This window comes from Pontibacter populi, from assembly GCF_019336435.1.
Classification (GTDB): Bacteria; Bacteroidota; Bacteroidia; order Cytophagales; family Hymenobacteraceae; genus Pontibacter; species Pontibacter humidus.
Window position 1 is genome coordinate 559,028 of the sequence record NZ_JAHWXQ010000002.1, and the last position, 22,466, is coordinate 581,493.

25 protein-coding genes are annotated in these 22,466 nt (G+C 45.5%); 6 read left to right on the plus strand and 19 right to left on the minus strand.

Going from position 1 to position 22,466, the window contains the following annotated elements:
- Positions 1–10: 10 nt before the first annotated feature.
- The 3 genes from KYK27_RS08915 to KYK27_RS08925 are packed head-to-tail and all read right to left on the minus strand — an operon-like array spanning position 11 to position 2,448.
- Positions 11–1,321, minus strand: coding sequence for a hypothetical protein (locus KYK27_RS08915; protein WP_199109681.1), 1,311 nt, complete (start codon positions 1,319–1,321; stop codon positions 11–13).
- A complete protein-coding gene (locus tag KYK27_RS08920; RefSeq protein WP_199109682.1) occupies positions 1,321–1,761 on the minus strand; it encodes a hypothetical protein in 441 nt (146 codons plus the stop codon). The genes KYK27_RS08915 and KYK27_RS08920 overlap by 1 nt, the downstream gene beginning before the upstream one ends.
- Positions 1,762–1,809: 48 nt before the next feature.
- Complete coding sequence (locus KYK27_RS08925) at positions 1,810–2,448, minus strand: thioredoxin family protein (protein ID WP_199109683.1); 639 nt, start codon at positions 2,446–2,448, stop codon at positions 1,810–1,812.
- A 283-nt stretch (positions 2,449–2,731) separates the two neighbouring features.
- Here KYK27_RS08925 and KYK27_RS08930 point away from each other — a divergent pair, with 283 nt between their 5' ends.
- Together KYK27_RS08930 and KYK27_RS08935 are read left to right on the plus strand one after the other, a co-directional pair.
- Positions 2,732–3,925, plus strand: a complete 1,194-nt coding sequence (locus KYK27_RS08930) for a proline dehydrogenase family protein (protein WP_199109684.1) — start codon at positions 2,732–2,734, stop codon at positions 3,923–3,925.
- 83 nt (positions 3,926–4,008) lie between these two features.
- Positions 4,009–4,263, plus strand: a complete 255-nt coding sequence (locus tag KYK27_RS08935; RefSeq protein WP_199109685.1) for a hypothetical protein — start codon at positions 4,009–4,011, stop codon at positions 4,261–4,263.
- A gap of 71 nt (positions 4,264–4,334) precedes the next feature.
- Here KYK27_RS08935 and KYK27_RS08940 read toward each other — a convergent pair whose 3' ends face one another.
- The 14 genes from KYK27_RS08940 to KYK27_RS09005 all read right to left on the minus strand — a co-directional run bounded on the left by KYK27_RS08940 (position 4,335) and on the right by KYK27_RS09005 (position 17,613).
- Positions 4,335–5,102: an ABC transporter permease subunit gene (locus tag KYK27_RS08940; RefSeq protein ID WP_199109686.1), complete on the minus strand. Its 768-nt coding sequence runs from the start codon at positions 5,100–5,102 to the stop codon at positions 4,335–4,337.
- Positions 5,099–5,812, minus strand: a complete 714-nt coding sequence (locus KYK27_RS08945) for an ABC transporter ATP-binding protein (protein ID WP_199109687.1) — start codon at positions 5,810–5,812, stop codon at positions 5,099–5,101. Before KYK27_RS08945 ends, KYK27_RS08940 begins: the two co-directional genes overlap by 4 nt.
- On the minus strand, positions 5,745–7,070 hold the full coding sequence (locus KYK27_RS08950; RefSeq protein ID WP_199109688.1) for a nitrous oxide reductase family maturation protein NosD: 1,326 nt from the start codon (positions 7,068–7,070) through the stop codon (positions 5,745–5,747). The genes KYK27_RS08945 and KYK27_RS08950 overlap by 68 nt, the downstream gene beginning before the upstream one ends.
- Positions 7,054–7,515, minus strand: coding sequence for a nitrous oxide reductase accessory protein NosL (locus KYK27_RS08955; protein ID WP_199109689.1), 462 nt, complete (start codon positions 7,513–7,515; stop codon positions 7,054–7,056). Before KYK27_RS08955 ends, KYK27_RS08950 begins: the two co-directional genes overlap by 17 nt.
- Positions 7,512–8,111 carry a hypothetical protein gene (locus KYK27_RS08960; RefSeq protein WP_199109690.1) on the minus strand — a complete coding sequence of 200 codons (600 nt, stop codon included), beginning with the start codon at positions 8,109–8,111 and terminating at the stop codon, positions 7,512–7,514. Before KYK27_RS08960 ends, KYK27_RS08955 begins: the two co-directional genes overlap by 4 nt.
- An 83-nt stretch (positions 8,112–8,194) precedes the next feature.
- Entirely contained in the window at positions 8,195–10,249 is a 2,055-nt protein-coding gene (nosZ, locus tag KYK27_RS08965; RefSeq protein ID WP_199109691.1) for a Sec-dependent nitrous-oxide reductase, read from the minus strand.
- Between the two features lie 28 nt (positions 10,250–10,277).
- A complete protein-coding gene (locus tag KYK27_RS08970; RefSeq protein ID WP_233150349.1) occupies positions 10,278–10,814 on the minus strand; it encodes a c-type cytochrome in 537 nt (178 codons plus the stop codon).
- Positions 10,815–11,007: 193 nt separating this feature from the next.
- Positions 11,008–11,775, minus strand: a complete 768-nt coding sequence (locus tag KYK27_RS08975) for an ABC transporter permease subunit (protein WP_199109692.1) — start codon at positions 11,773–11,775, stop codon at positions 11,008–11,010.
- A 3-nt stretch (positions 11,776–11,778) separates the two neighbouring features.
- On the minus strand, positions 11,779–12,486 hold the full coding sequence (locus KYK27_RS08980) for an ABC transporter ATP-binding protein (RefSeq protein ID WP_199109693.1): 708 nt from the start codon (positions 12,484–12,486) through the stop codon (positions 11,779–11,781).
- Complete coding sequence (locus tag KYK27_RS08985) at positions 12,449–13,747, minus strand: nitrous oxide reductase family maturation protein NosD (RefSeq protein WP_233150350.1); 1,299 nt, start codon at positions 13,745–13,747, stop codon at positions 12,449–12,451. The genes KYK27_RS08980 and KYK27_RS08985 overlap by 38 nt, the downstream gene beginning before the upstream one ends.
- Positions 13,728–14,192 (minus strand): nitrous oxide reductase accessory protein NosL, encoded by a 465-nt coding sequence (locus KYK27_RS08990; protein WP_199109694.1) that lies wholly within the window; start codon positions 14,190–14,192, stop codon positions 13,728–13,730. Before KYK27_RS08990 ends, KYK27_RS08985 begins: the two co-directional genes overlap by 20 nt.
- Positions 14,189–14,803 carry a hypothetical protein gene (locus KYK27_RS08995; protein WP_199109695.1) on the minus strand — a complete coding sequence of 205 codons (615 nt, stop codon included), beginning with the start codon at positions 14,801–14,803 and terminating at the stop codon, positions 14,189–14,191. Before KYK27_RS08995 ends, KYK27_RS08990 begins: the two co-directional genes overlap by 4 nt.
- Before the next feature lie 206 nt (positions 14,804–15,009).
- Positions 15,010–17,052, minus strand: coding sequence for a Sec-dependent nitrous-oxide reductase (gene nosZ, locus KYK27_RS09000; protein ID WP_199109696.1), 2,043 nt, complete (start codon positions 17,050–17,052; stop codon positions 15,010–15,012).
- Between the two features lie 24 nt (positions 17,053–17,076).
- Positions 17,077–17,613: a c-type cytochrome gene (locus KYK27_RS09005; RefSeq protein ID WP_233150351.1), complete on the minus strand. Its 537-nt coding sequence runs from the start codon at positions 17,611–17,613 to the stop codon at positions 17,077–17,079.
- Positions 17,614–17,909: 296 nt separating this feature from the next.
- Here KYK27_RS09005 and KYK27_RS09010 point away from each other — a divergent pair, with 296 nt between their 5' ends.
- Positions 17,910–18,191 (plus strand): hypothetical protein, encoded by a 282-nt coding sequence (locus KYK27_RS09010; RefSeq protein ID WP_199109697.1) that lies wholly within the window; start codon positions 17,910–17,912, stop codon positions 18,189–18,191.
- 151 nt (positions 18,192–18,342) lie between these two features.
- Here the strand turns inward: KYK27_RS09010 and KYK27_RS09015 are convergent, their stop codons facing one another.
- Positions 18,343–18,807, minus strand: coding sequence for an Hsp20/alpha crystallin family protein (locus KYK27_RS09015; protein ID WP_199109698.1), 465 nt, complete (start codon positions 18,805–18,807; stop codon positions 18,343–18,345).
- A gap of 525 nt (positions 18,808–19,332) precedes the next feature.
- Between KYK27_RS09015 and KYK27_RS09020 the strand changes: the two genes are divergently transcribed.
- Positions 19,333–19,770: a hypothetical protein gene (locus tag KYK27_RS09020; RefSeq protein WP_199109699.1), complete on the plus strand. Its 438-nt coding sequence runs from the start codon at positions 19,333–19,335 to the stop codon at positions 19,768–19,770.
- Between the two features lie 160 nt (positions 19,771–19,930).
- A complete protein-coding gene (locus KYK27_RS18580; RefSeq protein ID WP_199109700.1) occupies positions 19,931–20,140 on the plus strand; it encodes a response regulator transcription factor in 210 nt (69 codons plus the stop codon).
- A gap of 81 nt (positions 20,141–20,221) precedes the next feature.
- Here KYK27_RS18580 and KYK27_RS09030 read toward each other — a convergent pair whose 3' ends face one another.
- On the minus strand, positions 20,222–20,935 hold the full coding sequence (locus KYK27_RS09030) for a LuxR C-terminal-related transcriptional regulator (protein WP_233150352.1): 714 nt from the start codon (positions 20,933–20,935) through the stop codon (positions 20,222–20,224).
- Between the two features lie 349 nt (positions 20,936–21,284).
- On the opposite strand from KYK27_RS09030, the gene KYK27_RS09035 reads away from it, so the two are divergent.
- Positions 21,285–22,166 (plus strand): DUF3575 domain-containing protein, encoded by an 882-nt coding sequence (locus KYK27_RS09035; protein ID WP_233150353.1) that lies wholly within the window; start codon positions 21,285–21,287, stop codon positions 22,164–22,166.
- Positions 22,167–22,466 lie beyond the last annotated feature (300 nt).

Consider the following 22,466-nt stretch of genomic DNA (forward strand, 5'->3'; position numbering starts at 1 on the left):
GGCTCTCAAACTATACTTTCTTGAAAGCAGATGGAGTTTTAGTTTCAGCAGTGACGCTACCAAGTAGCAGTTGTGAGATAAAAAATAGTAAAACGCCTACCGGCAAAAAGATACTTACTCCAAAAAGCATCTCGTTATAGTTCGGTATAGCTCCGGCACCAACCCAGTAGAAAGTTCCCTGCAGAAACAGCAAGGCTTCGCTACTGATAAAGCCAACTATAAACAGTCCTAGCCCCCACCGGCTTATAGTTGATCTGAGGGTTAACCAAGCTTGCTGCACACAAAACGCAACTATAAAAAAGCTTACAAACCCGATCAGAACCAAATGTAGGTACCCGATGATAAAGTTGCGCAGCTGGTATGCCAGATCTGCCATATACGGGAAAGCGGTGGAGAATTGCATCAGCGTTTTAAGCACAAAAGCAGTTGCGGCAAGCAAAACGATAGCTCTGCTCCAGTTACCAAATAAGCTTAACAGTTTACTACGGACCGGCCAAACTATAGCAACCAAAACTACCAGCGCTACTACCTGCGTCAAAGCCGCAACTCCACCCACCAGGTAAACTATAGCATTGGGTTTTATCCAGAGTACAGACAACAAATATGCTGGTAAACAAGCCCAGAACATCAGCCTGAAAAACAGCAAACTATAGTTGCGGTTAAAGCTTATCTTATACCGCTCCAAAAGCCAGAACAACAAACTAAATACAGCAAATGTCAGCCAGCCGTTGTACAGAAAATGCAGGTAAAAATAGATGGCATTATAGTATAGTTCGGTCCCGCTATGCCCGGTAGCCATGATCGGTCCCATCGCCCACGGCCCCAGCGAAGAAAGTGCCAGGAAAAACAAAGCTGCCTTCATAAAACCGAAAGACACACTATAGTTACCACCACTTACATTTGCCGCTTTTGAATCTTTTAAAAACCGGTAAATGAACCAGTAAGTAAGCAGAATATGGAGCGTTGAGAAAGTGATAGAAACCGCGCCGTAGCCTTGTACCGGGAAGCTCAATAACATACCCAACACCGCGCCCTGCGAAAGCCAGAACTGCCAGCTATAAATTGCTTTGTTCCGCAACAATGCAGGCAGGTAGGCATGTATCAGCGCTATAAAAAGCACCGGGTAAAGCCAGCCCAGCAATGCCGCATGCGAGTGTGCATGCAACAGGTATTTATAGTTCAGGCCGGAAACAGGTTGTATAAAAGTCCAGCGTAGCAGCAATCCCAGCATGGCAATTACCACCAGGCTAAGCACTGCACTCAGCAACGGCAGGCGCCATTTACCTAAAGCTATAGTTACGCTGTAATCGGTTTCAGGCACTATTTAAAGTAGATTTGATATTGGTCCAGTCTGAAAGCCAGGCGATCGCGGGCAGCAATGGCCGTTTCCAGGTTATCGGCTTTTAAAGCTTTTACATCATTCAGCATCGGCACTAAATATACGTGCAGCATGTCGTGCTCCGGCCCTTTCATGCGGCATTCTTTAAATACTTCATCAAACCCGAACTGCAGCACATGCCCTAATTCATTTATCGCTTCCAGGTTGCTGGTATCCGGCTGGCTCAGGTGCTCCTGCATCAGTTGCTGTAGCTGTTCTATGTTTGTGTTGGTAGCATCATCGGCTTGCCAGCGGTCTACTCCGTCTAGCGAAAGCTCTGTTTGCGCAGCGTGTACCTTATTATGGCCGTTTTCAAGGTCATGGTTACCAGAGCAGGAAAACAGTAATCCGGCTATAAAAAAAGCAGCAATATAAAGTTTCATAATTACTTTTTTTAAGGTTAGGGTATTTAAAAGGTAGCCGAACGTTTTTTAAACTTCAGCTATAGTTGAGGGTACTTCCAGTACTTCACGCACCAGGTTTATAAGATCCTGTTGCAAGGCCTGGCTGCGGTCTTTGGCATACCATAGTTGCACCTGCTGCACCAGTTCCTCGTGGGCTATAGCTGGGTTCTCCGCTTTTAACTGTACTACCTGTTGTTGTATGGCTGTAGGGCGTGCTCCCCAGGTAAATAAGCGCTCACCGGTTTCAGCATCTTCACAAATCAGTTTTGGAATTGCTTTGCTGCCGTTTGTGAGGCAAGTATTCATCAGTTCCGGATTTTCGTCGCGCAGCAACACAGTAAGTATTATTCCCGGTGTTTGTTCAGCAATAGCAGCTATGGCAGGCAATATCTGGGCACCATCTCCGCACCATGCTTCTACCAGTATCAGCCAGTTCCAGTTCAGGTTTTTTTGTGCCAGCAATTCGCTAAGTTCAGGCTGCATTACAAACTGTTTTTCCACGCGTTTCATGCGCTGCTGGTTCAGTTTTGTGAAGCTGATCTTTTGTTCTGTCTGCTCATCGCCGGTTGTTTTTCCCTGGACAATCAGTTCTTCGGTTAAGGATTTAAATTCCGGGTAAGTCATTGGGTTTACCAGTTCGTTATAGTAGGTTTGTGAAGGTATCATGGCGTGTAATTTATACACCGCAAGTATAGTATAACCTGTTAACTTATAAAGTGATACTTATCACTTAGCTTAAATTTTCCATCCTCTTTACGCATCACTTTTAAGAGAACCTACACTTAATGACAGAAGTCATTTTAGATACTGACACTACTCATTTTGGAGGGGCGAAACTATAGGTAACATTGCCGGATGATTCAGTGTTCATCTGCCTGCTTATGTCCGGTAAAATCTACTAGGTGGCTTAGGCCCCAGGATCAGGTAAAACAACTATAGCTTTTCAATCATGAATAATAGTATCGCACAAAAAACGACGCGCTCCTTCGATGCCACTAACATGCAGGTAGCGTTCAGCACCAAGACCGATTCAGAACTTAAGCTGGCCAATTTCCTTTTTACCATGATGGGCAAACCTGCACTGGTAAAAGTGGGCGGCGTTGCTACTAACATGGCGCTCAAACTTGGTTTACCCATAAAAGGGCTGATCCGGAAAACGATTTACAAGCATTTTTGCGGTGGCGAGACCGTGCACGAGGCGCAAACTATAGTTGCCCGGCTGGCAGCAGTAAAGGTGCACACCGTACTGGATTATGCCGCCGAAGCGCAGACCGATGAAGCCGGCTTTGATATGGTCCGGGATGAGATCCTGAGCAATATCATGCTGGCTAATAGAATGAAATCCTTTTCTTACCTCAGCATCAAGCTAACCGGTATTGGCCACAAGGATATCTTCCAGAAACTGCACGAAAACAAGCCGCTGACAGAGCAGGAAATACAGGCCTATGAAAGAACAGAAAATCGCCTGGATGCTGTCTGCAAAGCGGTAGCGGCAGCTAACCTGACCTTATACATTGATGCTGAAGAGAGCTGGATGCAGGACCCGATGGATGAGCTGGCTGAGAAGATGATGTTTGCTTACAACACCAGCCGCGCCGTGATCTTTAATACCCTGCAAATGTACCGTGTAGACCGCGTTGCCTACCTGAAAGGCTGCATAGAACGCTGCAAAAATGCCGGCGTAATAGCTGGTATAAAAATAGTGCGTGGCGCTTACCTGGAAAAAGAGCAGGAACGTGCCCGAACATACAACTATAGCTGCCCGGTATTTACCGTAAAAGAAGACACGGATGCAAGCTTTAACCAGGCCATTGATATTTGTCTGGACAACCTGGACTATGCCGAACTTTGCGCGGCCACTCACAACGAATTCAGCACAACATATTTAACACGGCGCATCCTGAAAGACGAGATTGAGAATCATCAGCATATCCATTTCTCGCAACTGTACGGCATGAGCGATAACCTGACATTTAACCTGGCAGATGCCGGCTTTAATGCCTCCAAGTACCTACCGTATGGCGATGTGGCAACGGCTGTTCCTTACCTTATCCGCAGGGCGGAAGAAAACACATCTATAGCAGGACAAATGAGCCGGGAACTGGAAATGCTGCAGGGTGAATTGAAGCGTCGCAAACTATAGTTTACCGGCTTAATCTAAGCTGGCTAAAAATGTAACCCATTGATCCATAGTTCGTTTTTTATAGTTTACTAACTACTTGAGCTATGAAAAAGATATTGATAATTGGGTTAGGATTTTTCGCGTTTGCCTGCAACGATACAAACACAACTAACAAAGAATCGGAGACCGATGCAAACAGGACCGAAGAAACCACAGGTGATAATGATGTAGAGATCGGATCAGGGGAAGAAATAAGCCCGCAACTGGAAGGCCTCGAAGACAGCGGTCGTCTGGAAGTGGATACCCTGTCCTCAGCAACCGAAGAACATCAGCGGCAGCAGAACCAGAAAAAACAATAGCAAGTAAAGCAAAACAGGAGCGCAAACTATAACCGTGGCGCTCCTGTTTTTTTAAGTCAAACTATAGTTTCCTACAGGTCTCTTTTCGAGAATATGCGCCGGGAGCTCAGCACTGGTATCAGTGCCCAGAGCATCAGCAGTCCAAAGGCAGTGGCAATTCCCCACACACTCCCGAATATACTTTTATACAAAGCCCCGGTATAGCCCATCAGCGCCGACACATCCAGGTTCAGCAAAACTATGATCCGGCCTAAATCGATCGGGTTAAGCGCCGTCATGGCCAGGGTAGCATACTCTAAAGGATAGTCACCAAAGGCATATAGGATGAACAGCACAATGCCATCGTAGATCAGGGCAAAGTAAAACCACAGCAGCAATGCAATACCAATGCCCTTGGCTTTATCCCGGGTAATCACCGATGCCAGGAAAGCCATGGCCACGAAAATAAAGGTGATAAACACGCCCGTAAGCACTAAGTATAAACCAGTTAGCCCTGGACTGAAGATGATGACCGGAATGCCTACACCAACTATAAAAGCGGCCGAAAGCGAGAATGCCACACCTAAATACTCGCTCATGAATATTTTTGTGCGGTTGATCGGCTGCGCTACCAACAGTTCTATAAACTCATAAGAGTTATAAAAGTGGGTGGTGGCAAAAACAATGCTTATCAGCGGCACGGTCAGCAGCACCAGGTTCAGCAGACTTAATATCCCTTTATCCGGGCTGCCGCCCAGGTTAAACAGGCCAATGGAAAGCAACAACAAAAACACCGTGTAAGCTATAATGATCCTGCTTTTTACGATGTCGAGCAATACATATTTTATGATCTTGTTCATGGGTGATATCCTTCGTTCATGATTTTGGCAACGGCACGGCTCAGGCGGTCTTCCTGGGTGTGCGCTTTCAGTTCAACTATAGATTCGTAGAACTTTATACTTCCATCTACCAGGCACAGCACTTCGTCGGCCACTTCTTCTATCTCACTCATAATATGCGATGTGATGAGTATCAGCTTCCCCCGCTTCTTTTCTTTCAGGATCTTGGCTTTCAGAATTTCGGCGGCAATAGGGTCCAGGCCGGCAGTGGGCTCATCTAGTATCAGGATGGGCGGATCGAACAGGAAAGCCAGCGCGGCGCTCACCTTCTGCTTGGTGCCACCCGATAAAGCACCCATGCGTTTGTCATAAATTTCTTCCAGCGCATACAGTCCGATCAGTTCCTCATCCACATTCTTTTCTTTTTTGCGGATATCGCGGATCATCTCGATCACCTGCCGGATCTTCATGTTCACGGGGTATTTGCCTATCTGAGGCATGTAGCCGATCTGGCTGCGGTAAGCATACTTTTTCAACACGCTCTCGCCGTTTAGTTGTATATCGCCGCTGTCGGGTAATACCATGCCCAGTATGCATTTGCTCATGGTGGTTTTACCCGCTCCGTTTGGTCCGATTATAGACACAACTTTTCCTGTACCAAACTCAACGTTCACGTCCCGCAGCACTTGTAGTTTGCCGTAGGACTTGTGCAAGTTCTTTATCGTTATCATGTTTAATTCTCTTCATCAAGGGTTTTTCATCTACCAGGTTCTCCGGAATGATGCTTGGCAATACTTTCTCCATGTTATCGAGCAGGTCTACCATAAAGCTACGCATCAGCATCACCGAAGGGGGCACGCGCTCTACCAGCATGGCATACAAACTAACCGGCCTGTAGGGTACATCACCCACGCCATTCTTATCCAGGTCGTAACCGGTGTATTTCTCCCAGTAGTTGTTCTCGAAATGGTTTAGCTGGCTGGTGCCGTTGGTACTAACATCAAAAGAGTTACCTGTAAAATTGTTCAGCCGGAAGGTGTCGTCCACGCAGGTAGTCATCAGTTTTATGGCCCAGCCGTTGCGCTCAAAATCGTTATTTTTTATATCCAGGCGACTGGAACTTTCCATATATATCGCAGTGGTATTGCGCTTGAAAATATTGTTGCGGATCACACTGTCACGAATATCTTTCAGCAGCAAACCATAGGCGGCCGCACCCCAGTTATCTTCAAACGTATTATGCTCCATCAGCACATCATCGGTATACATGACGGCCACACCAGCCCCATTATGGCGAAAGATATTATTGGTGTAGGTATTACCGTTGGAGAACATAAAGTGCAGACCATAGCGTTGGTTGTTGAGGCTTGAGTTGCGGTGTACCTTGCTGTTCTTCACCACTTCCAGGTAAATGCCGTCGCGATGGCCCTGCACATTATTGCCGCTTATCTCTACTTCATCTGTATAGTATAAATGGATGGCATTGCCCAGCGCAGATTCTGTTTTGCCGGTATTCTCTCCTTTTACCACATTATCCTTTATAGTTATCTTCTCTGAGTTCTGAAGGTAGATTCCATAGTAGGTGTTCAGGATGGTGTTGTTGAGGATGTGGACGTTACTGGCCCGGAAAACACGAATGGCGGCGTCATCGCGGATGTAGCTGGTGGCGATGTTTTTGAGTGTGAGCCCATCTACAGTTACATCGTCGACGGTAATTGTTATGATCTGCCCTTTATAGTTGCTGTCGATCACCGGGTTATTTTGCCCGATCAGGCGGAGAGGTTTGTTTATCTCTATCCCGGATTCCTGGTAAGTACCGCCATCTATTAGTACGGTATCGCCAGGCTTGGCTTTCTGCACAGCCTGCTTTACCGAAGTATAGGTACAGGTTTTGCATACTTTCAGGGTGGCACTAAACGCAGTATGCCCCATAAGTAATAAGGCCAGAATGTGTGCCAGCAAAAAAATCTGTTTATTCGGGTTTTTCATTTTTCTGTACAGCTAAAACAACCTCCTCCCAGTTAAGCAGGCGACCGCCATGCTCCTGTTGCATCTTTTGAGCGGCTCCCGCATCAGCATACGCAGTCAGGAACATACCCATTGGACTTGGCAACTCCCGGCTCTGCAGAAAATGAGCTTCCCGGGCATTAATGATCTGGTTGGGGTTAGTATAGTCTGTAACCATCAGGTAGGCGGCATTGTTTCCCTGTTCCGGTTGCTCGTTCACGAAAGCAGCCAGGCACTCAGAAGAGTCAAAGTAAATGGCTTTTCCTTTATCGTTCACCAGTTCGGCACCAAAGCGGTTATCGGCTACCGTCATGTTGCAGTGGGCACAATTGGTTTCGCCATAAGGGATTGGTTTAGGTTCTACTGAGCAGGCAGTAAGCAGCGCAACTGTAAGCATAAAGCTTACAAGGCTTTTTAAGGGTTTCATGTAGTTATCAGGGTCTGTTCTTTAGATTTATTTTTACGACTTACATAATAGGCTATGGCTGCAAAAATGAGCGCCAGCAATATACCCAGGCTACCGGTCGATGGCAACGAGAGTGCTTCAAAATTGAGTAATTGTTTTCGGCCCAGCAGCGGCGGAATGTAGGTCATGCCCGGTACTTTAATAGGCGCTTCCGGACTAAGATTGGTACCAAACTTTACCAGCCACAGGTAAAAGTCCAGAACACCCACGGCCCCACCAATCATCAGCAATATGACCCAGTACAAGATCAGTTTCCATTTACCTGCCAGCGCTATAATGGCACCGGTTATCATAAAGGCTATAACAATGTAGGGCATTATCTTGAGCTCTGCAAAAGACTCCGCATGGATCGGCTCCATACCAATGTAGTGGTTCAGGATGTTAAAGTTCTGCAGCACACTCTCAGAGCTACCTGATATCTTATTTACCCAGATGTGCATCTCCAGCCCTTCCGGGTATTGTGGAGCTTTCAGGTAAATCTTCCACATCGGGGAAAGAAACAGCAAACCCAGAGATAACGCAGCCAGAAACATCAGTAACCTGCTCAATTTATTCATGGTGCTATTGTTTTAGTGGAGCAATAAAAAACAACGGAGTCTGCTATATGCAAACTCCGCTGCTTTGCTCCGTTAGCATATGTTTAATTCATACCGGCACTGGAAGGACCTCCGTTTGGTGGAGGCACCGATTTTTTCTCACCACTCGAGAACTTAATCGGTACATTAGATCCTTTCGGTGATACCCGTATGTAGCCCTGCATTTCCTGGTGCAGTGCCGAGCAGAAGTCGGTACAGTAGAACGGATAAACGCCCGCCTGTTTCGGAACCCATCGCAGCGATTGGGTAGCTCCAGGCATGATCAGCGTTTCAGCATTGTCAGCACCCATCACGGCAAATCCGTGTGGCACATCCCAGTCCTGCTCCAGGTTAGTTACGTGGAAGATCACCGTATCTCCTACCTGCACGCCTTCAATGTTATCAGGCACAAAATGGCTTCGGATCGAGGTCATGTTCACTTTCACGTTTTTGCCCTGGCGCGTCACACTGGCATCAGCTTCTTTCTTCACAGCCTCTGGGTGTGTATTTTGATCCAGTTTAAAGAATTTCACGCTGTTTGGCGCCACTTTATCGGCTGGTATTCCCTGCGCGTAGTGCGGTTCTGCCAGTGTCGGGAAGTCGAGCAACATACGCATTTTATCACCGGATATATCGATCAACTGAGCAGAGTGTACCAGTTCAGGGCCGGTTGGCAGGTAACGGTCTTTGGTGATCTTGTTCATCACCACCAGGTATTTGCCATAAGGCTCCTTGGTATCACCACCCGGAATCATCAAGTGACCTGGTGAATAGTATACCGGCATTCTGTCCAAAACTTTCAGATCCTTCACATTCCACTTCACCACTTCCGACGATACGAACATGGTAGAGTATGCATTACCTTTACCATCAAACTCAGTGTGCAGTGGTCCCAGGCCTGGCTCTTTCACTTCGCCATACAGAACAGCATCATATTTAAACACAGGTATACCGTTCACTTCACCGTCAAAAGCTTTGTCTTCAATGGCTTTCTGCATTTTAGAGAAAGAGAATACCGGTAAAGTGGAAGCCAGTTTACCATTTACAACCATATACTCACCAGTTGGGTCTACGTCGATGCCGTGTGGTGATTTAGGCGCTGGCAACAGGTACATCATGCCCGGACATTCTTCCGGAAGCAGGTATCGCACTTTCTTTTTAATAGTAGAGGTGGCTTTATGCGTGCCGTGGTCCATTTTATTGTGGTAATAATTGGCCGGCATCTCGTGTGCTTTACCTTCGGCAGCGTATTTAGCGGCCAGTTTCCAGTTAATGGCTGCCAGGTAATCCTTATCGTTCTGCGAGGCACCCAGTTCTTTCATGGTTCTGGCTTTCTCGGTGTTATAAGTCGTAAAAAAAACCCAGTCTCCAGAAGGTCCTTTTCCACCGTTGGCAAGGTCGTAGTCAAAACCCGGTACCAGCACCTGGAAATCCAGCTCCATATCACCTTTATCCTTATCCACTTTTATGAATGAGATAGAGCCTCTGAATTTATCTTTATACTCTTCCAGGCTTGCATCTCCCATTCCACCTTTTGCCAGATCCAGGGGAACTGAGAAACGGGTACCTGCCAGAATGTATTCGTTGTTGTTGGTTGGATATGGGGAGCAGTGGTTACCCGCCGAGTTCGGTATCTCCATGATCTCCACGGTCTCAAAGGTGGTCAGGTCTACACGGGCTACACGCGGGGTGTTGTTACCGTTCACGAACAGCCAGCGGCCATCCGCCATACCTTCCGCTCTCGAAAGTTTCGGGTGGTGCAGGTCATCCCAGGGCACAAATCCATGTGATGTCATCAGCATCGGCCTTGTCTCTTCGTTGTATCCGTAACCGTTTTCCGGGAACTGTGAAAATACCGGAATCACCTTCAGCAATCTACCTGACGGAATACCGTAAACAGACACCTGCCCGTTAAAGCCACCAGACAGGAATGAGTAAAGTTCGTCGTGCTTACCAGGAGCTACATATACAGCTTTGGCTACATCTTCGTCTACACCTTCCGTGTTAGCAGTGCTCCTGTTGCTCTCGCTGCAGCTTTGTAAAAACAGACCAGATATAAGTGCCAGTGGCAGGCCAACACCCGCCGCTATCGTTTTCAGATTACCTAACAATTCTCTCATAGTATATCAAATTTGCTCAGAAATTGATTTAGTTTTTCATGTCATTCTGCCTCAGGTACTCCAAAATTGCTCTGGCATCTTTCTCTGATATATCCTGGTTAGTCATCTGTGTCAGGTGCTCTGCCAGCAGTTTTTTAGCAGTCGGGTCTTTTTTGGTCATTTCCTCAGGGTTTACCACCATGTTCATGATCCACTCCGACTTACGACGTTCTGTAACACCAGCCAGGCCAGGACCTACCACTTTCTGATCGGTTAGCTGATGACAAGCCGTACACTTGGCCTCGAAAATTGTCTTCCCTTCAGCAGCAAGCGCTTCATCTATTTTATCTCCTACTTCTACTGATTTAACCGGGCCAACACCCATTCCATTATCTTCAATCTCTTCACCTACTGTCTGATCAGCATCGTTTTGTGCCAGGCTTGGCTCTTCCTTCGCATCAGCGCCCTTGTTCTCGTTTTCGCCGGAACCGCAACCCCAGAGCATGGTACCACAAAACATAGCCATTACTGCCATACGCGAAGGTCTCAGTAACAGACCTCTTAATTCTTTGTGTGTCATTTTCATAATTTTGTTCATTTGGTGTGAGCCTATGTGTTATGGGCTTTGTTTACGGGCTATAATCTTTACAGTTTGAAATTCTAATATTTACCCTGTTCAGAATGAGTCTATTATGTAAAAAAAAGCGCTGGCATCCCGGCCAGCGCTCTAAAAACAAAACACCAAACAATTACTAAACTATAGCTTTAACTGCTTATCGTTACAGATCTCTCTTACTGAAAATACTTCTGGAGCTTAGTATCGGCACGAGTATCCAAAGCAGCAATAAACCAAAGGCCAAACTAATTCCCCACAGGCTGCCCAGTATACTTTTATACAGTGCACCGGTATAGCCCATCAGCGCCGACACATCCAGGTTCAGCAACACGATAATCCTACCAAGGTCTACCGGATTTAGGGCGGTCATGGCTAAGGTTGCGTTCTCTAAAGGGTAATCGGCAAAAGCGTATAGGATGAACAACACAATGCCATCGTAGATCAGGGCAAAGTAAAACCATAGCAACAGCGCAATACCAATGCCTTTGGCCTTATCGCGGGTTATAACTGATGCCAGGAAAGCAAGCGCCACAAAAATAAACGTAATGAACACGCCTGTGAGCAGCAGGTAAATTCCTGTGAGGCTGGCTCCGAAAAGCAGTACCGGCGCACCAACGCCAACTATAAATGCCCCGGACAATGACCCGGCTACGCCCAGATACTCACTCATGAATATCTTTTTACGGGTGATCGGTTGTGCTACTAACAGTTCTATAAACTCATAGGAATTATAAAAGTGTGTGGTGGCAAAAACAATGCTTATCAGCGGCACGGTCAGCAACACCAGGTTCAGCAGACTAAGTACGGCTTTGTCGGGGCTGCCACCAAGGTTAAAGAGGCCTATAGAAAGCAGCAGCAAAAACAAGGTATAAGCCAGAACGATCTTGTTCCGGATAATGTCGTAGAAAACATATTTTATGATCTTGCCCATGGCTTAGTCCTCCCCGTTCATAATTTTAGCAATCGCTTTGCTCAGGCGCGCTTCGTTTGCCTGCGCTTTAATATCTGTAATAGTGTCGTGGAATTTCACGTTGCCATCTACCAGGCACATCACTTCGTCAGCCACTTCCTCTATCTCGCTCATGATGTGGGATGTGATCAGGATCAGTTTGCCGCGTTTCTTTTCCTTCAATATCTTACACTTCAGTATCTCCGCCGAGATCGGGTCCAGACCGGCTGTCGGCTCGTCCAGGATCAGTATCTTTGGGTCGAACATAAAGGCCAGCGCCGCGCTTACTTTCTGCTTGGTACCACCCGATAGCGAGCCCATGCGCTTATCGTACATTTCCTGCAGCCGGTACAGGCCGATCAGTTCTTCATCCACAGTAGTTACATCTTTGCGAATGTCGCGGATCATCTCGATCACCTGCCGGATCTTCATGTTCTCCGGGTACTTGCCGATCTGCGGCATATACCCGATCTGGCTGCGGTAAGCGTGCTTTTTGAGTATACTTTCGCCGTTGATCTTTATGTCGCCGCTGTCAGGTAAGGCCATGCCAAGTATGCACTTGCTCATAGTTGTTTTACCAGAGCCGTTTGGCCCAATAACCGATATAACTTTACCGGCTTCAAAACTCACATTTATATCTTTCAGCACCTGCAGCTTACCGTATGATTTGCGCAAGTTTTCTATCGTTATCATGATCTATTTTGCTCATTAAAGGTTGTTCATCTACCAGGTTTTCCGGTATAAAGCTTGGCAGCACTTTTTCGATATTATCCAACATATCCACCATAAAGCTGCGCATAAACATAACTGAAGGCGGCACACGCTCTACCAGCATCGAGTATAAACTTACCGGGCGGTACGGCACATCGCCTACCTGGTCTTTGTTCAGGTCGTAGCCGCTGTACTTGTCCCAGTAGTTGTTCTCAAAATGGTTAAGCTTCGAATCTCCGTTAGTGCTTACATCAAAAGAGTTTCCGGTAAAGTTGTTCAGTTTAAACACATCGTCTGAGCAGCTGCTAAGCAGGCGTACTGCCCAACCGTTATGGTCGAAGTTGTTGCGCTGAATGTCGAGCCGGTTAGAGCTTTCCATGTAAATTCCGGTAGTATTTCGGCGAAACGTGTTGTTATGGATCACGCTGTTACTGATGTCTTTCAGCAGCAAACCATAAGCCGCCGCGCCCCAGTTATTTTCAAACGTGTTGTGCTCCATGCGTATGTCGCGGGTATACATAACAGCCACTCCTGCCCCGTTCTGGCGGAAAATATTGTGTGTATACACGTTCCGGTCAGAGAACATGAAGTGCAGGCCATAACGTAAATTGTGCTGACTCAGGTTGTTCTTTACTTCGCTGTCCTTCACAAACTCCAGATAGATACCGTCGCGGTGCCCTTTAACCTTGTTGTTGCTAATCGTTACATTGTCGCAATACCACAAGTGTATCGCATTGCCCAGTGCCGACTCGTTCAGACCGGTTACATCTTTACCTGTTACCACGTTTCCTTTCACCACGCAGTTATCAGAGTACTGCAGGTAAATTCCGAAGAAGGTGTTCAGGATGGTATTGTTCAGAATGCGGACATTGCTGCGCTCCACTACCCGGATGGCAGCATCGTCGTGGCGGTAACTGGTGGCAATATTTTTTATAGTCAGGCCTTCTATCGTTACATTGTCTGATAATACCGTAAAGATCTGCCCTTTATAGTTACCATCTATTACCGGGTTATTGCGGCCCAGTATAGTTAAGGGTTTCGTTATTTCAATTCCATATTCCTGGAACACCCCATTCTCGATCAGAACAGTTTCGCCCGGCTTTGCCTGCTTTACTGCTTGCTTTACGGACGTATAGTCGCAGGTTTTGCACACTTTAAGTGTACTGCCGAAGGCAACATTTGCCGTCAGCAGTAGCACCATCGTGCACAGTATATAATAAAGTTTATTCAGGTCTTTCATCATTTCTAACGGCTTTTGCCGCTTCTTCCCAGTTAAGCAGGCGACCGCCATACTCCTGTAGCATTTGTTTGGCAGCAGCGTTATCGGCTACTGCAGTCAGGTACATGCCCATCGGGCTTGGCAGCGCTTTGGCTTGTAAAAAAGCAGCGCTGCGTGCATCTATAAGTTCACCAGGTTTTGTAAAGTCTGATACCAGCAGGTAAGCGGCTTTTTCGCCCTGTTCCGGTTGCTCATTTACATAAGCGATCAGGCATTCTGCCGAGTCAAAGAAGTATGGTTTGCCTTTGTCGTTCACCAGCTCAGCGCCATAGCGGTTATCGGCTACGGTCATGTTGCAGTGGGCGCAGTTGGCCTGTCCATACGGTATAGTTTGTGGTTCTACAGCACAACCCGATAGCACCAGAAGTGCTACAGCCAGGCTGTAGAAGTATAGTTTTATGCTTTTCATGCTACTGCAACTTTTCCTTTTTCATGAACCGGATTTATAGTTTGGTTGCGCAGGCTGAAGATGTACGACAAGCCAGCAATTGTTATCGCCATAAAGATTCCCAGGCTACCCAAAGCCGGCAGTGATAAGGCCTCGAAGTTCAGAAGCTGTTTATTTCCCAGCAGCGGTGGTATATAGGTCATGCCCGGTACTTTAATGGCAGCCATCGGATCCAGGTTTGTTCCGAAGTTTACCAGCCACAGGTAAAAGTCAACTATACCGGCAGCACCGGCTAGCATCAGCAGGCCTGTCCAGCCCAGTACCAGCTTACGTTTGCCAACCAGGCCAACCAGCACACCGGTAACCATAAAGGCGATCACGATATAAGGCATAAACTGTAGTTCGGCAAAAGAGGCGGCATGAATCGGCTTCATGCCGATGTAGTGGTTCAGGATATTGAAGTTTTGAAGCACACTCTCAGAGCTGCCTCCAAGCTTATTTACCCAGATGTGCAGTTCCAGTCCTTCAGGATATTGTGGGGCCTTCAGGTAGATCTTCCACATTGGAAAGACAAACAGGAGGCCAAGGGACAGTGATGCCACAATCATCAGCATTTTTTGATAAGCTTTCATCCTTTTATAGTTTAAGATGATTAAAAAATGGGCTGCGGAAGGAGCTTATTCTATTTATTAGCTTCAGCACTTAACCATCCCCTATCTCTTAGTCAACCGAGAATTCAGGATGATGCTCCTGCTACACTGAAGTAATTCGCAACTCGTATTAAAAATTCAGCGGAGGTTGCGCTGGGCAACCTCCGCTGATTTCCCCAGTTAGAGCACTATTTGGTTGATGCTACTCCTGGTATGTTTTGTTTCTTTTTACCGGTCGAGAATTTGATCGGCACGTTAGATCCTTTTGGAGATACCCGGATATAACCTTGCATTTCCTGGTGCAGCGCAGAACAGAAGTCTGTGCAGTAGAACGGGAACACACCGGCTTTCTTCGGTACCCAGGTCAGGGTTTGTGTCGCGCCTGGCATGATCAGCGTTTCGGCGTTGTTGGCGCCCATCACGGCAAATCCGTGCGGTACATCCCAGTCCTGCTCCAGGTTAGTCACGTGGAAGTAAACTGTATCACCTACCTGCACCCCTTCGATGTTGTCCGGGGTCATGTGGCTTCGGATAGCTGTCATTTTCACGCGCACTTTATTCTTGCCTTCGCGGGTAACACTCACGTCTGCTTCTTTCTTCACAGCGTGTGGGTGTTTGTTCTCATCCAGCTTATAGAACTTGGTGCTGTTTGGAGCTACTTTGCTGGCAATTATAGCCTGCGCATAGTGTGGTTCAGCAACTGTAGGGAAGTCAAGCAGCATCTTCATTTTCTCACCAGAGATATCGATCAGCTGTGCAGAGTGTGCCAGTTCAGGACCAGTTGGCAGGTAGCGGTCTTTTGTAATTTTGTTCATCGCTACCAGGTACTTGCCATGCGGCTCTTTTGTATCACCACCAGGTATCATTAAGTGACCAACTGAGTAGTAAACCGGCATTCTGTCAACTACATTCAGGTCTTTCAATTTCCATTTCACGATCTCGGAAGACACGAACATAGAAGTGTAAGCGTTGCCTTTACCGTCGAATTCAGTGTGCAATGGTCCTAAGCCCGGCTCTTTCACTTCACCTTTCAGTACAGACTCGTATTTCAGCACCGGAATACCGTTTTTCTCGCCGTCGAACTGTTTGTTTTTGATAGCATCCTGCATCTTAGCAAAAGAGAATACCGGAATAGCCGAAGCAAGTTTACCACTCACCACCATGAACTCACCTGATGGATCTACGTCGATACCGTGTGGTGATTTAGGAGCTGGCAACAGGTACATCATACCAGGGCACTCTTCAGGCAGCAGGTAACGCACTTTCTTCTTTACAGTAGATTTTGCGATGTGCGAATCCTTGTCGATTTTGTTGTGGTAGTAGTTTGCTGGCATTTCGCGGGCTTTGCCTTCTTTAGCATATTTAGCTGCTAATTTCCAGTTCACTGCTGCCAGGTAGTCTCTGTCGTTCTGAGACGCACCTACTTCTTTTAAAGTACCGGCTTTTTCGGAGTTATAAGTTGTAAAGAATACCCAGTCTTCAGAAGGGCCTTTACCACCGTTCGCTAAGTCGTAGTCGAAACCCGGAACCAGGATCTGGAAATCCAGGTCCATGTCGCCTTTCTCAGGGTCTACTTTAATAAAGGAGATAGAACCACGGAATTCTTCTTCGTACTTATCCAGACTCACGTCGTTTGTACCACCTTTCATATCCAGCGGAACAGAGAAACGTGTACCGGCAATTACGTACTCGTTGTTGTTAGTTGGGTATGGAGAGCAGTGGTTACCTGCTGAGTTCGGAAGCTCCATAATCTCAACCGTTTCAAAGGTTTTCAGGTCGATACGGGCTACACGTGGCGTGTTGTTACCGTTTACGAACAACCAGCGGCCGTCTGTCTGACCATCGGTACGGGATAGTTTCGGGTGGTGCAAATCGTCCCAGGGAACAAAGCCATGAGAGGTCTGTAACATCGCCTTAGATTCTTCGCTGTAGCCGTAACCGTTCTCACCGTGCTGTGTAAACACCGGAATGATTTTCAACAATCGGCCGGAAGGCAAACCATAAACAGACACCTGTCCGTTAAAACCGCCTGACAGGAAAGAGTAGAGTTCATCGTGCTTTCCAGGTGCAACATACACTGCTTGTGCAGCATCAGAAGAAACAGCTTCGGAAGTTCCCGTGGCTCCGCCTTCTGTTTTGCTACAACCCTGTAGCACAGTACCTGCTGCCACTGCCATCAGGAGGGCGGCCTTCGGTACAAGTTTTTTCAATTTAAAAATTGAAGTTTCCATTAGAATTATGGTTGATTGTTGTTATTAGCTGTTTTTGTCGTTCAATCTCAGGAACTCAAGTAAAGCTCTTGCATCCTGCTCGGTCACGTTCTGGTTGGTCATCTGTGTTAAGTGTTCGCCCAGCAGTTTTTTGGCAGTAGGGTCTTCCTTAGTCATCTGTTCCGGGTTAATGATCATGTTCATTACCCACTCCGGCTTGCGGCGCTCTGTTACTCCGGCCAGGCCAGGACCTACTACCTTCTGGTCAGATAACTGGTGGCAGGCAGAACATTTACCTTCGAAAATAGACTTGCCGTTATCAGCAAGCGCCTGGTCTATGTCAGCTCCTATTTCTACTGTAGTAACCGGACCCACTCCTTTGCCATTATCTTCTGCAGGGGCTGCAGGAGCATCCTGTGCTAAACCACTTTCTGTTTCGTTATCTACAGCAGCAGTTTCGGCCTCGCCTGATGAGCAGCTGAAAAGTAGTGTACCACTAAATAGAGCTACAGCTCCCAGTTTCATAGCTCTCAACAAGTGGCCATTCAGTAGACTTTGGAATGTTTTACTCTGATTTTTCATCTTTTTGATTTTAGTGTAAGCGTTTAACTATAAGTTGGTGATTGTTTACAGAACAAAAGTATGCCTCATGTCATCGATATTAAAAGACCTTTATCTCTTTTAATAATGACATTTATCATCTTTCTGATATATTCACCAGGCTACAAGGCTTCTGAAGGAATGCAGTGCTTACAGGGCGGCGCTGCTGAGTAACAGAGCAGCCCTGTTTGAGGCTATTTATTCGGATTCGTAAACTTTAAAAGTCATTATCCGTTTTTTTATAGCAATTACATTTAACTATAAACCAGAAGATAACTATGGAAACACAAGAATTAAAAAACAAAGCAGACAGAATGAACCCGGAGCACAGAGAAGGTCCGGTAGCCAGAACCATTGAAGAATACACAGCTAAATTACCATCAGACCTTTTCTTATGGGCAGCACTGGGATCAATGGCAGTTTCTGCTACCTTAAAGATTATGAAAAAGGATGATGAAGCCTTATTTGTAGGCCAGTGGCCAGCTCCTTTCCTTTTACTGGGTCTTTACAACAAACTTGTAAAAGTTGAGGGACATGACAAGAAAGACAGAGGCAGATAAGCCATTTGTTTTTATAGTTGCAAGGCACAAATTATACAGTGCAGCGTAACAAAACAAAAGCCCCGGTCAGTTATGACCGGGGCTTTTGTTTTGTTAGTATCCTAGAAGCTATCTTACATAAAGACCAAACTATAGAAAAGGAAACTATAGTTTAGTCTACGTTAATGCGCTTTTTCTTCTGGACAGTCTGCTGCGCTTTTGGTACTCTTATATGCAGCACGCCATTATCATATTGCGCTTTAATGCTGTCTGCTTTTATAGTTTCAGGTAAACGAAAAGAGCGGCTGAACGAACTATAGTTGTACTCGCGTCGCTTATAGTTATCTTTGTCTTCTTTAAAGTTGTCCTCTTTCTCGCAACTGATCGAGATCATGTGCTCGTCTATCTCGATGTTAAAGTCGTCGCGTTTCATGCCGGGCACGGCCAGTTCAATGTTATATTCCTTTTCAGTTTCGCTGATGTTGGCGGCTGGCATACTTGCATTGGCCATACGGCTCATATGCATCGGCATCAGGAACATATCATCATCGAACATACGGTCAATGTCGCTAAAGAAATTCGAAAACATATTACGTTGTGCCGGGCTGCTCTCTTCTCTTCTTGCTAACGATCTCATCTTACCTCCTTTTTTAGCTTATAATTTAAAACTATAGTTATAGCTAATACATTTTTTTATACGATCTCAGAATAGTTGTTGTTAAGTATTAAGTACAGTTATACCAATGCCTGTGGTGTGTTCACGAAATTACCCGAACGTTGTAGTCAGGTTTGCCGCCCCACATTAACTATAGGTAACCTGATGGGCAGCTTCTGTTCACTTAAAATCCGGAGTAAAAGCTGATAGCAACATTGCGGGATCGTATAGGTATAGGTGCTATAGACCTGATCCGATGCAAAAGCTGCAATGAGTTTTAAAACAACATTACAGCAGTTAGGCATCGCAGCAAATTCTTCAGCACTTAATTTATGGTGGTTACTTCCTGATAATAAAGAAGTTATCTTGCGAATAAAATAATAAATTAACTATATTTACTGACTAAAATTATAGTTATATTGTGTTGCAGCTTACCTGTAACTATAAGTAAGCTATAGTGCAGTATCAATTAAATTTACAAACCTGTATAACTGTCAGTTTCTGATAATGGAGCATGTACTAACCTATTTAGAGTTCAGGATTGATACTGATAAAAAACTGCTCTACGGCAAATGGCTGCGTGATGTAAACAATGAAGAGTACAAAGCAGGGCTTGAGCAGATTTATACCTTAATAAAAAGCAACGATATCCTGCGGTGGGTGCAAAACAGCGAGTTGCTGCAACCACGCGATCTTACTGATCAGAAATGGCTGGCCGAAGAATATGGGCTTTTGCTTACGTTAAGTTCTATTAAGTATATCGCGGTTATAGTTCCGCGACAATCTCCTCATTATAATATACTTATGTCGTTGCGGGAAAAAGCCTACCGCATTTTTGGCAAATCAAAATACGTCGAGCTCTTTGAAACCGAACAGGAAGCGCTTGCCTGGCTTATTCCTAACATGCAGTTTTACCGGCTGCCATCAACTACGCTCTCTTTTTAGCTATCGTATATCCCGTTTTTCCTGTACCTGTACACAGTCATTTCCTATTAAAGACCACTGATAAAAGTGCAAAAATCATCAAAAGTGAGTATTGCACTTACTATAGTTTAAGCGCATATTTATAATCTGTACAGAAAATGGGTATTTATGAGCTTATTATATGGAAAGACATGTACAAATATTAAGCGATCGGGAAAGGCAGGTACTGGCCATGTTAGCCGACGGATATACGGAAGCCAGAATAAGTAGCGAGCTGCATATAACTGAGCAAACTGTTAGAAAACACATCCGAAATATGCTTTTTAAGCAAGGTTTTGTCAGTTCATACCAGCTCATAAACTGGGCCTACAAAGAGGCTGTTATATCATAAAAGTATTAGAAGTTAAAGTTTAGATTTTTTGACAAACCATGCGGGGTGACATTGTTACCTCGCATTTTTATTACAGGCACCTTAGATAAGATCGAAAGCGCGGGCATATTGGGTAAGTTCAAAAAAAGAGCTGGTGCCAAGTTTCTTTTTAAGATTCCGGCGATGTGTCTCTACCGTAGATACTGAAATGAATAGCTCCTCAGCACTCTCGGATGCGCTTTTACCAAGCGATATGTGCTTTAGAATTTCCTGTTCTCTTCCCGAAAGCCTGCTATAGCGGTTATAGTTCTTCCGCAGGAAATTATTTTCTTCGAGCAGCCGGGCCACTTTTGAAGTAACATGGTGCAAGGGGTCTATCGGGAAAGCAAGGGCAATTGTTAGCAGCACTTTACCTTCCTCGTCACGCATCAGTATTTTCAGTGTAGTCAGGTACCAGGCCCACGAATGCTCTTCGGAGGCACGCACCTGTTGAAAAAGGGACGCAATTTCCTCGTCACTGTTTTTCTCTAGCAGATGTTTCATTTTGGCAATCTGGTCGGGCATATCCTCCGGATTAAAAAACCTGGCGTGATACTCCTCTCCCATTTCACGGATTTCCTCCAGTGTAAAACCTAATTCCCTGGTGCCACGCGGCGAAATATACTCCACCCGCATGCCCTGCTGAAAATTATGGATGATCACCACCGCCGGCAGGTTCTCAGCAACAGCAGCAATCTCAGCTATTTTCTGCTGTATGCGCTCTTCCTGCATTTTAGCGTCATTATTGGTATCAAGTAAAGAATCCGTTCGCTTCATTAGAGATTAATAACAAATAAATATACTATATTTTATATTTATTTTCCACTTTACCTTGGAATTAAATACGAACTATACCTCTAAGCAGCTTACAAATACTCAGAAGTAGGTATTCCGATTCTATCGTAATCTCCTGACCTTTGATTCCTCTCCGGGTTATCCCGACTATGAAAAGCAATTAATAAATCACTGTATTTCAGGCAAGTATAACAAACTATAAAAAAGCAGCCTTTGGTTAGCGGCTTTCTACATCCTAAAAAACATATATAACTTTATTAATATATTTTAGTATAAGTATTTGTAAATCAGCAATTCAAGCTTCAGCAACTATAAAAAACACCCTCTGCGTATGAAACACCTGTTTACTACTCTTTTCTGCTGCCTCTCTTTTGGAGTATGTGTAGCGCAAACCGACCCATCGTCTCCTGTGCTTTCTGTTGATTCAACCACAACTATACAGACATCACTGCCTACAACAAAAGCTGCTGTAGCGCCTGTTACACCTGCCGGCAACGAGGTTTTCAGGAAGAATGGTGTAAAAATGAACCTGACATCACTGGCTTTCAGCAACTATAGTTTCAGTTATGAACGTGCCATTGCCCGCAAAATAACACTGGTTGGTGGCTACAGCTTTATTCCGGAAACAAAGCTAAGCGGCATTCCGCTGGTTGATAAAGGAATTGAATTTGCTGAACTGGAAGAGGAAGGTGAAGAAGGCGATGAAATTTCCAGGATTCTGGATGAAGCCAACTTTTCCTCGAATGCCATTACAGGCGAGGTGCGTTTCTATACTGGTAAAAAGCCGGGTGCAAGAGGCTTTTATGCATCACTTTATGGCCGTTACACTACCATGAACCTAACGCATTTATATGTGTATGAAGGGGATATGGGTACAGAATACGATCTGCCGATTAATGCCAAACTAACAGGTATTGGTGGTGGTGTAATGCTGGGCGCCCAGTGGCTGATCGCAAAACGTGTTACTTTTGACTGGTACATAGTTGGTGGCCACTACGGAAAGCTGAAGGGTGATTTTGATGCTAAAACAGACCTAAGTGCCATGCCGCAGGAAGACAAACAAGACCTGGAAAGAGAACTTGAAGACATAGCCAGCAACGGCGATAGAAAATACCTGGACGTTACCGTAAACGACAATGGCATGTTTGGTAAACTCAACGGCCCTTTTGGCGGACTTCGTGGCTTCGGATTTAATTTGGGTATAGCTTTCTAAGAATAAAAGGACCCCAACCTTTTTGCATCAGTAACTATACTTCCGCGCTGATTTTTATGCTTAAACCCTCTCAGTTAAAGGCCACCCACCGAGGGTGGTCTTTACTTTTATAGAGGTTTTGCATACATTTTTATAAAGCATACCAGCTGCCAATTTTATGTTTCACTTTCCCAAAATCACTTATTAGCCAACTATAACCTTATAGCTTTCAACAGCTTACTATTTTTTACCAACCACACAACTATAGTTACAACTGATAATTTTCAAAACTATAGTTCAGCTTCAGGCAACCCTCCTTCT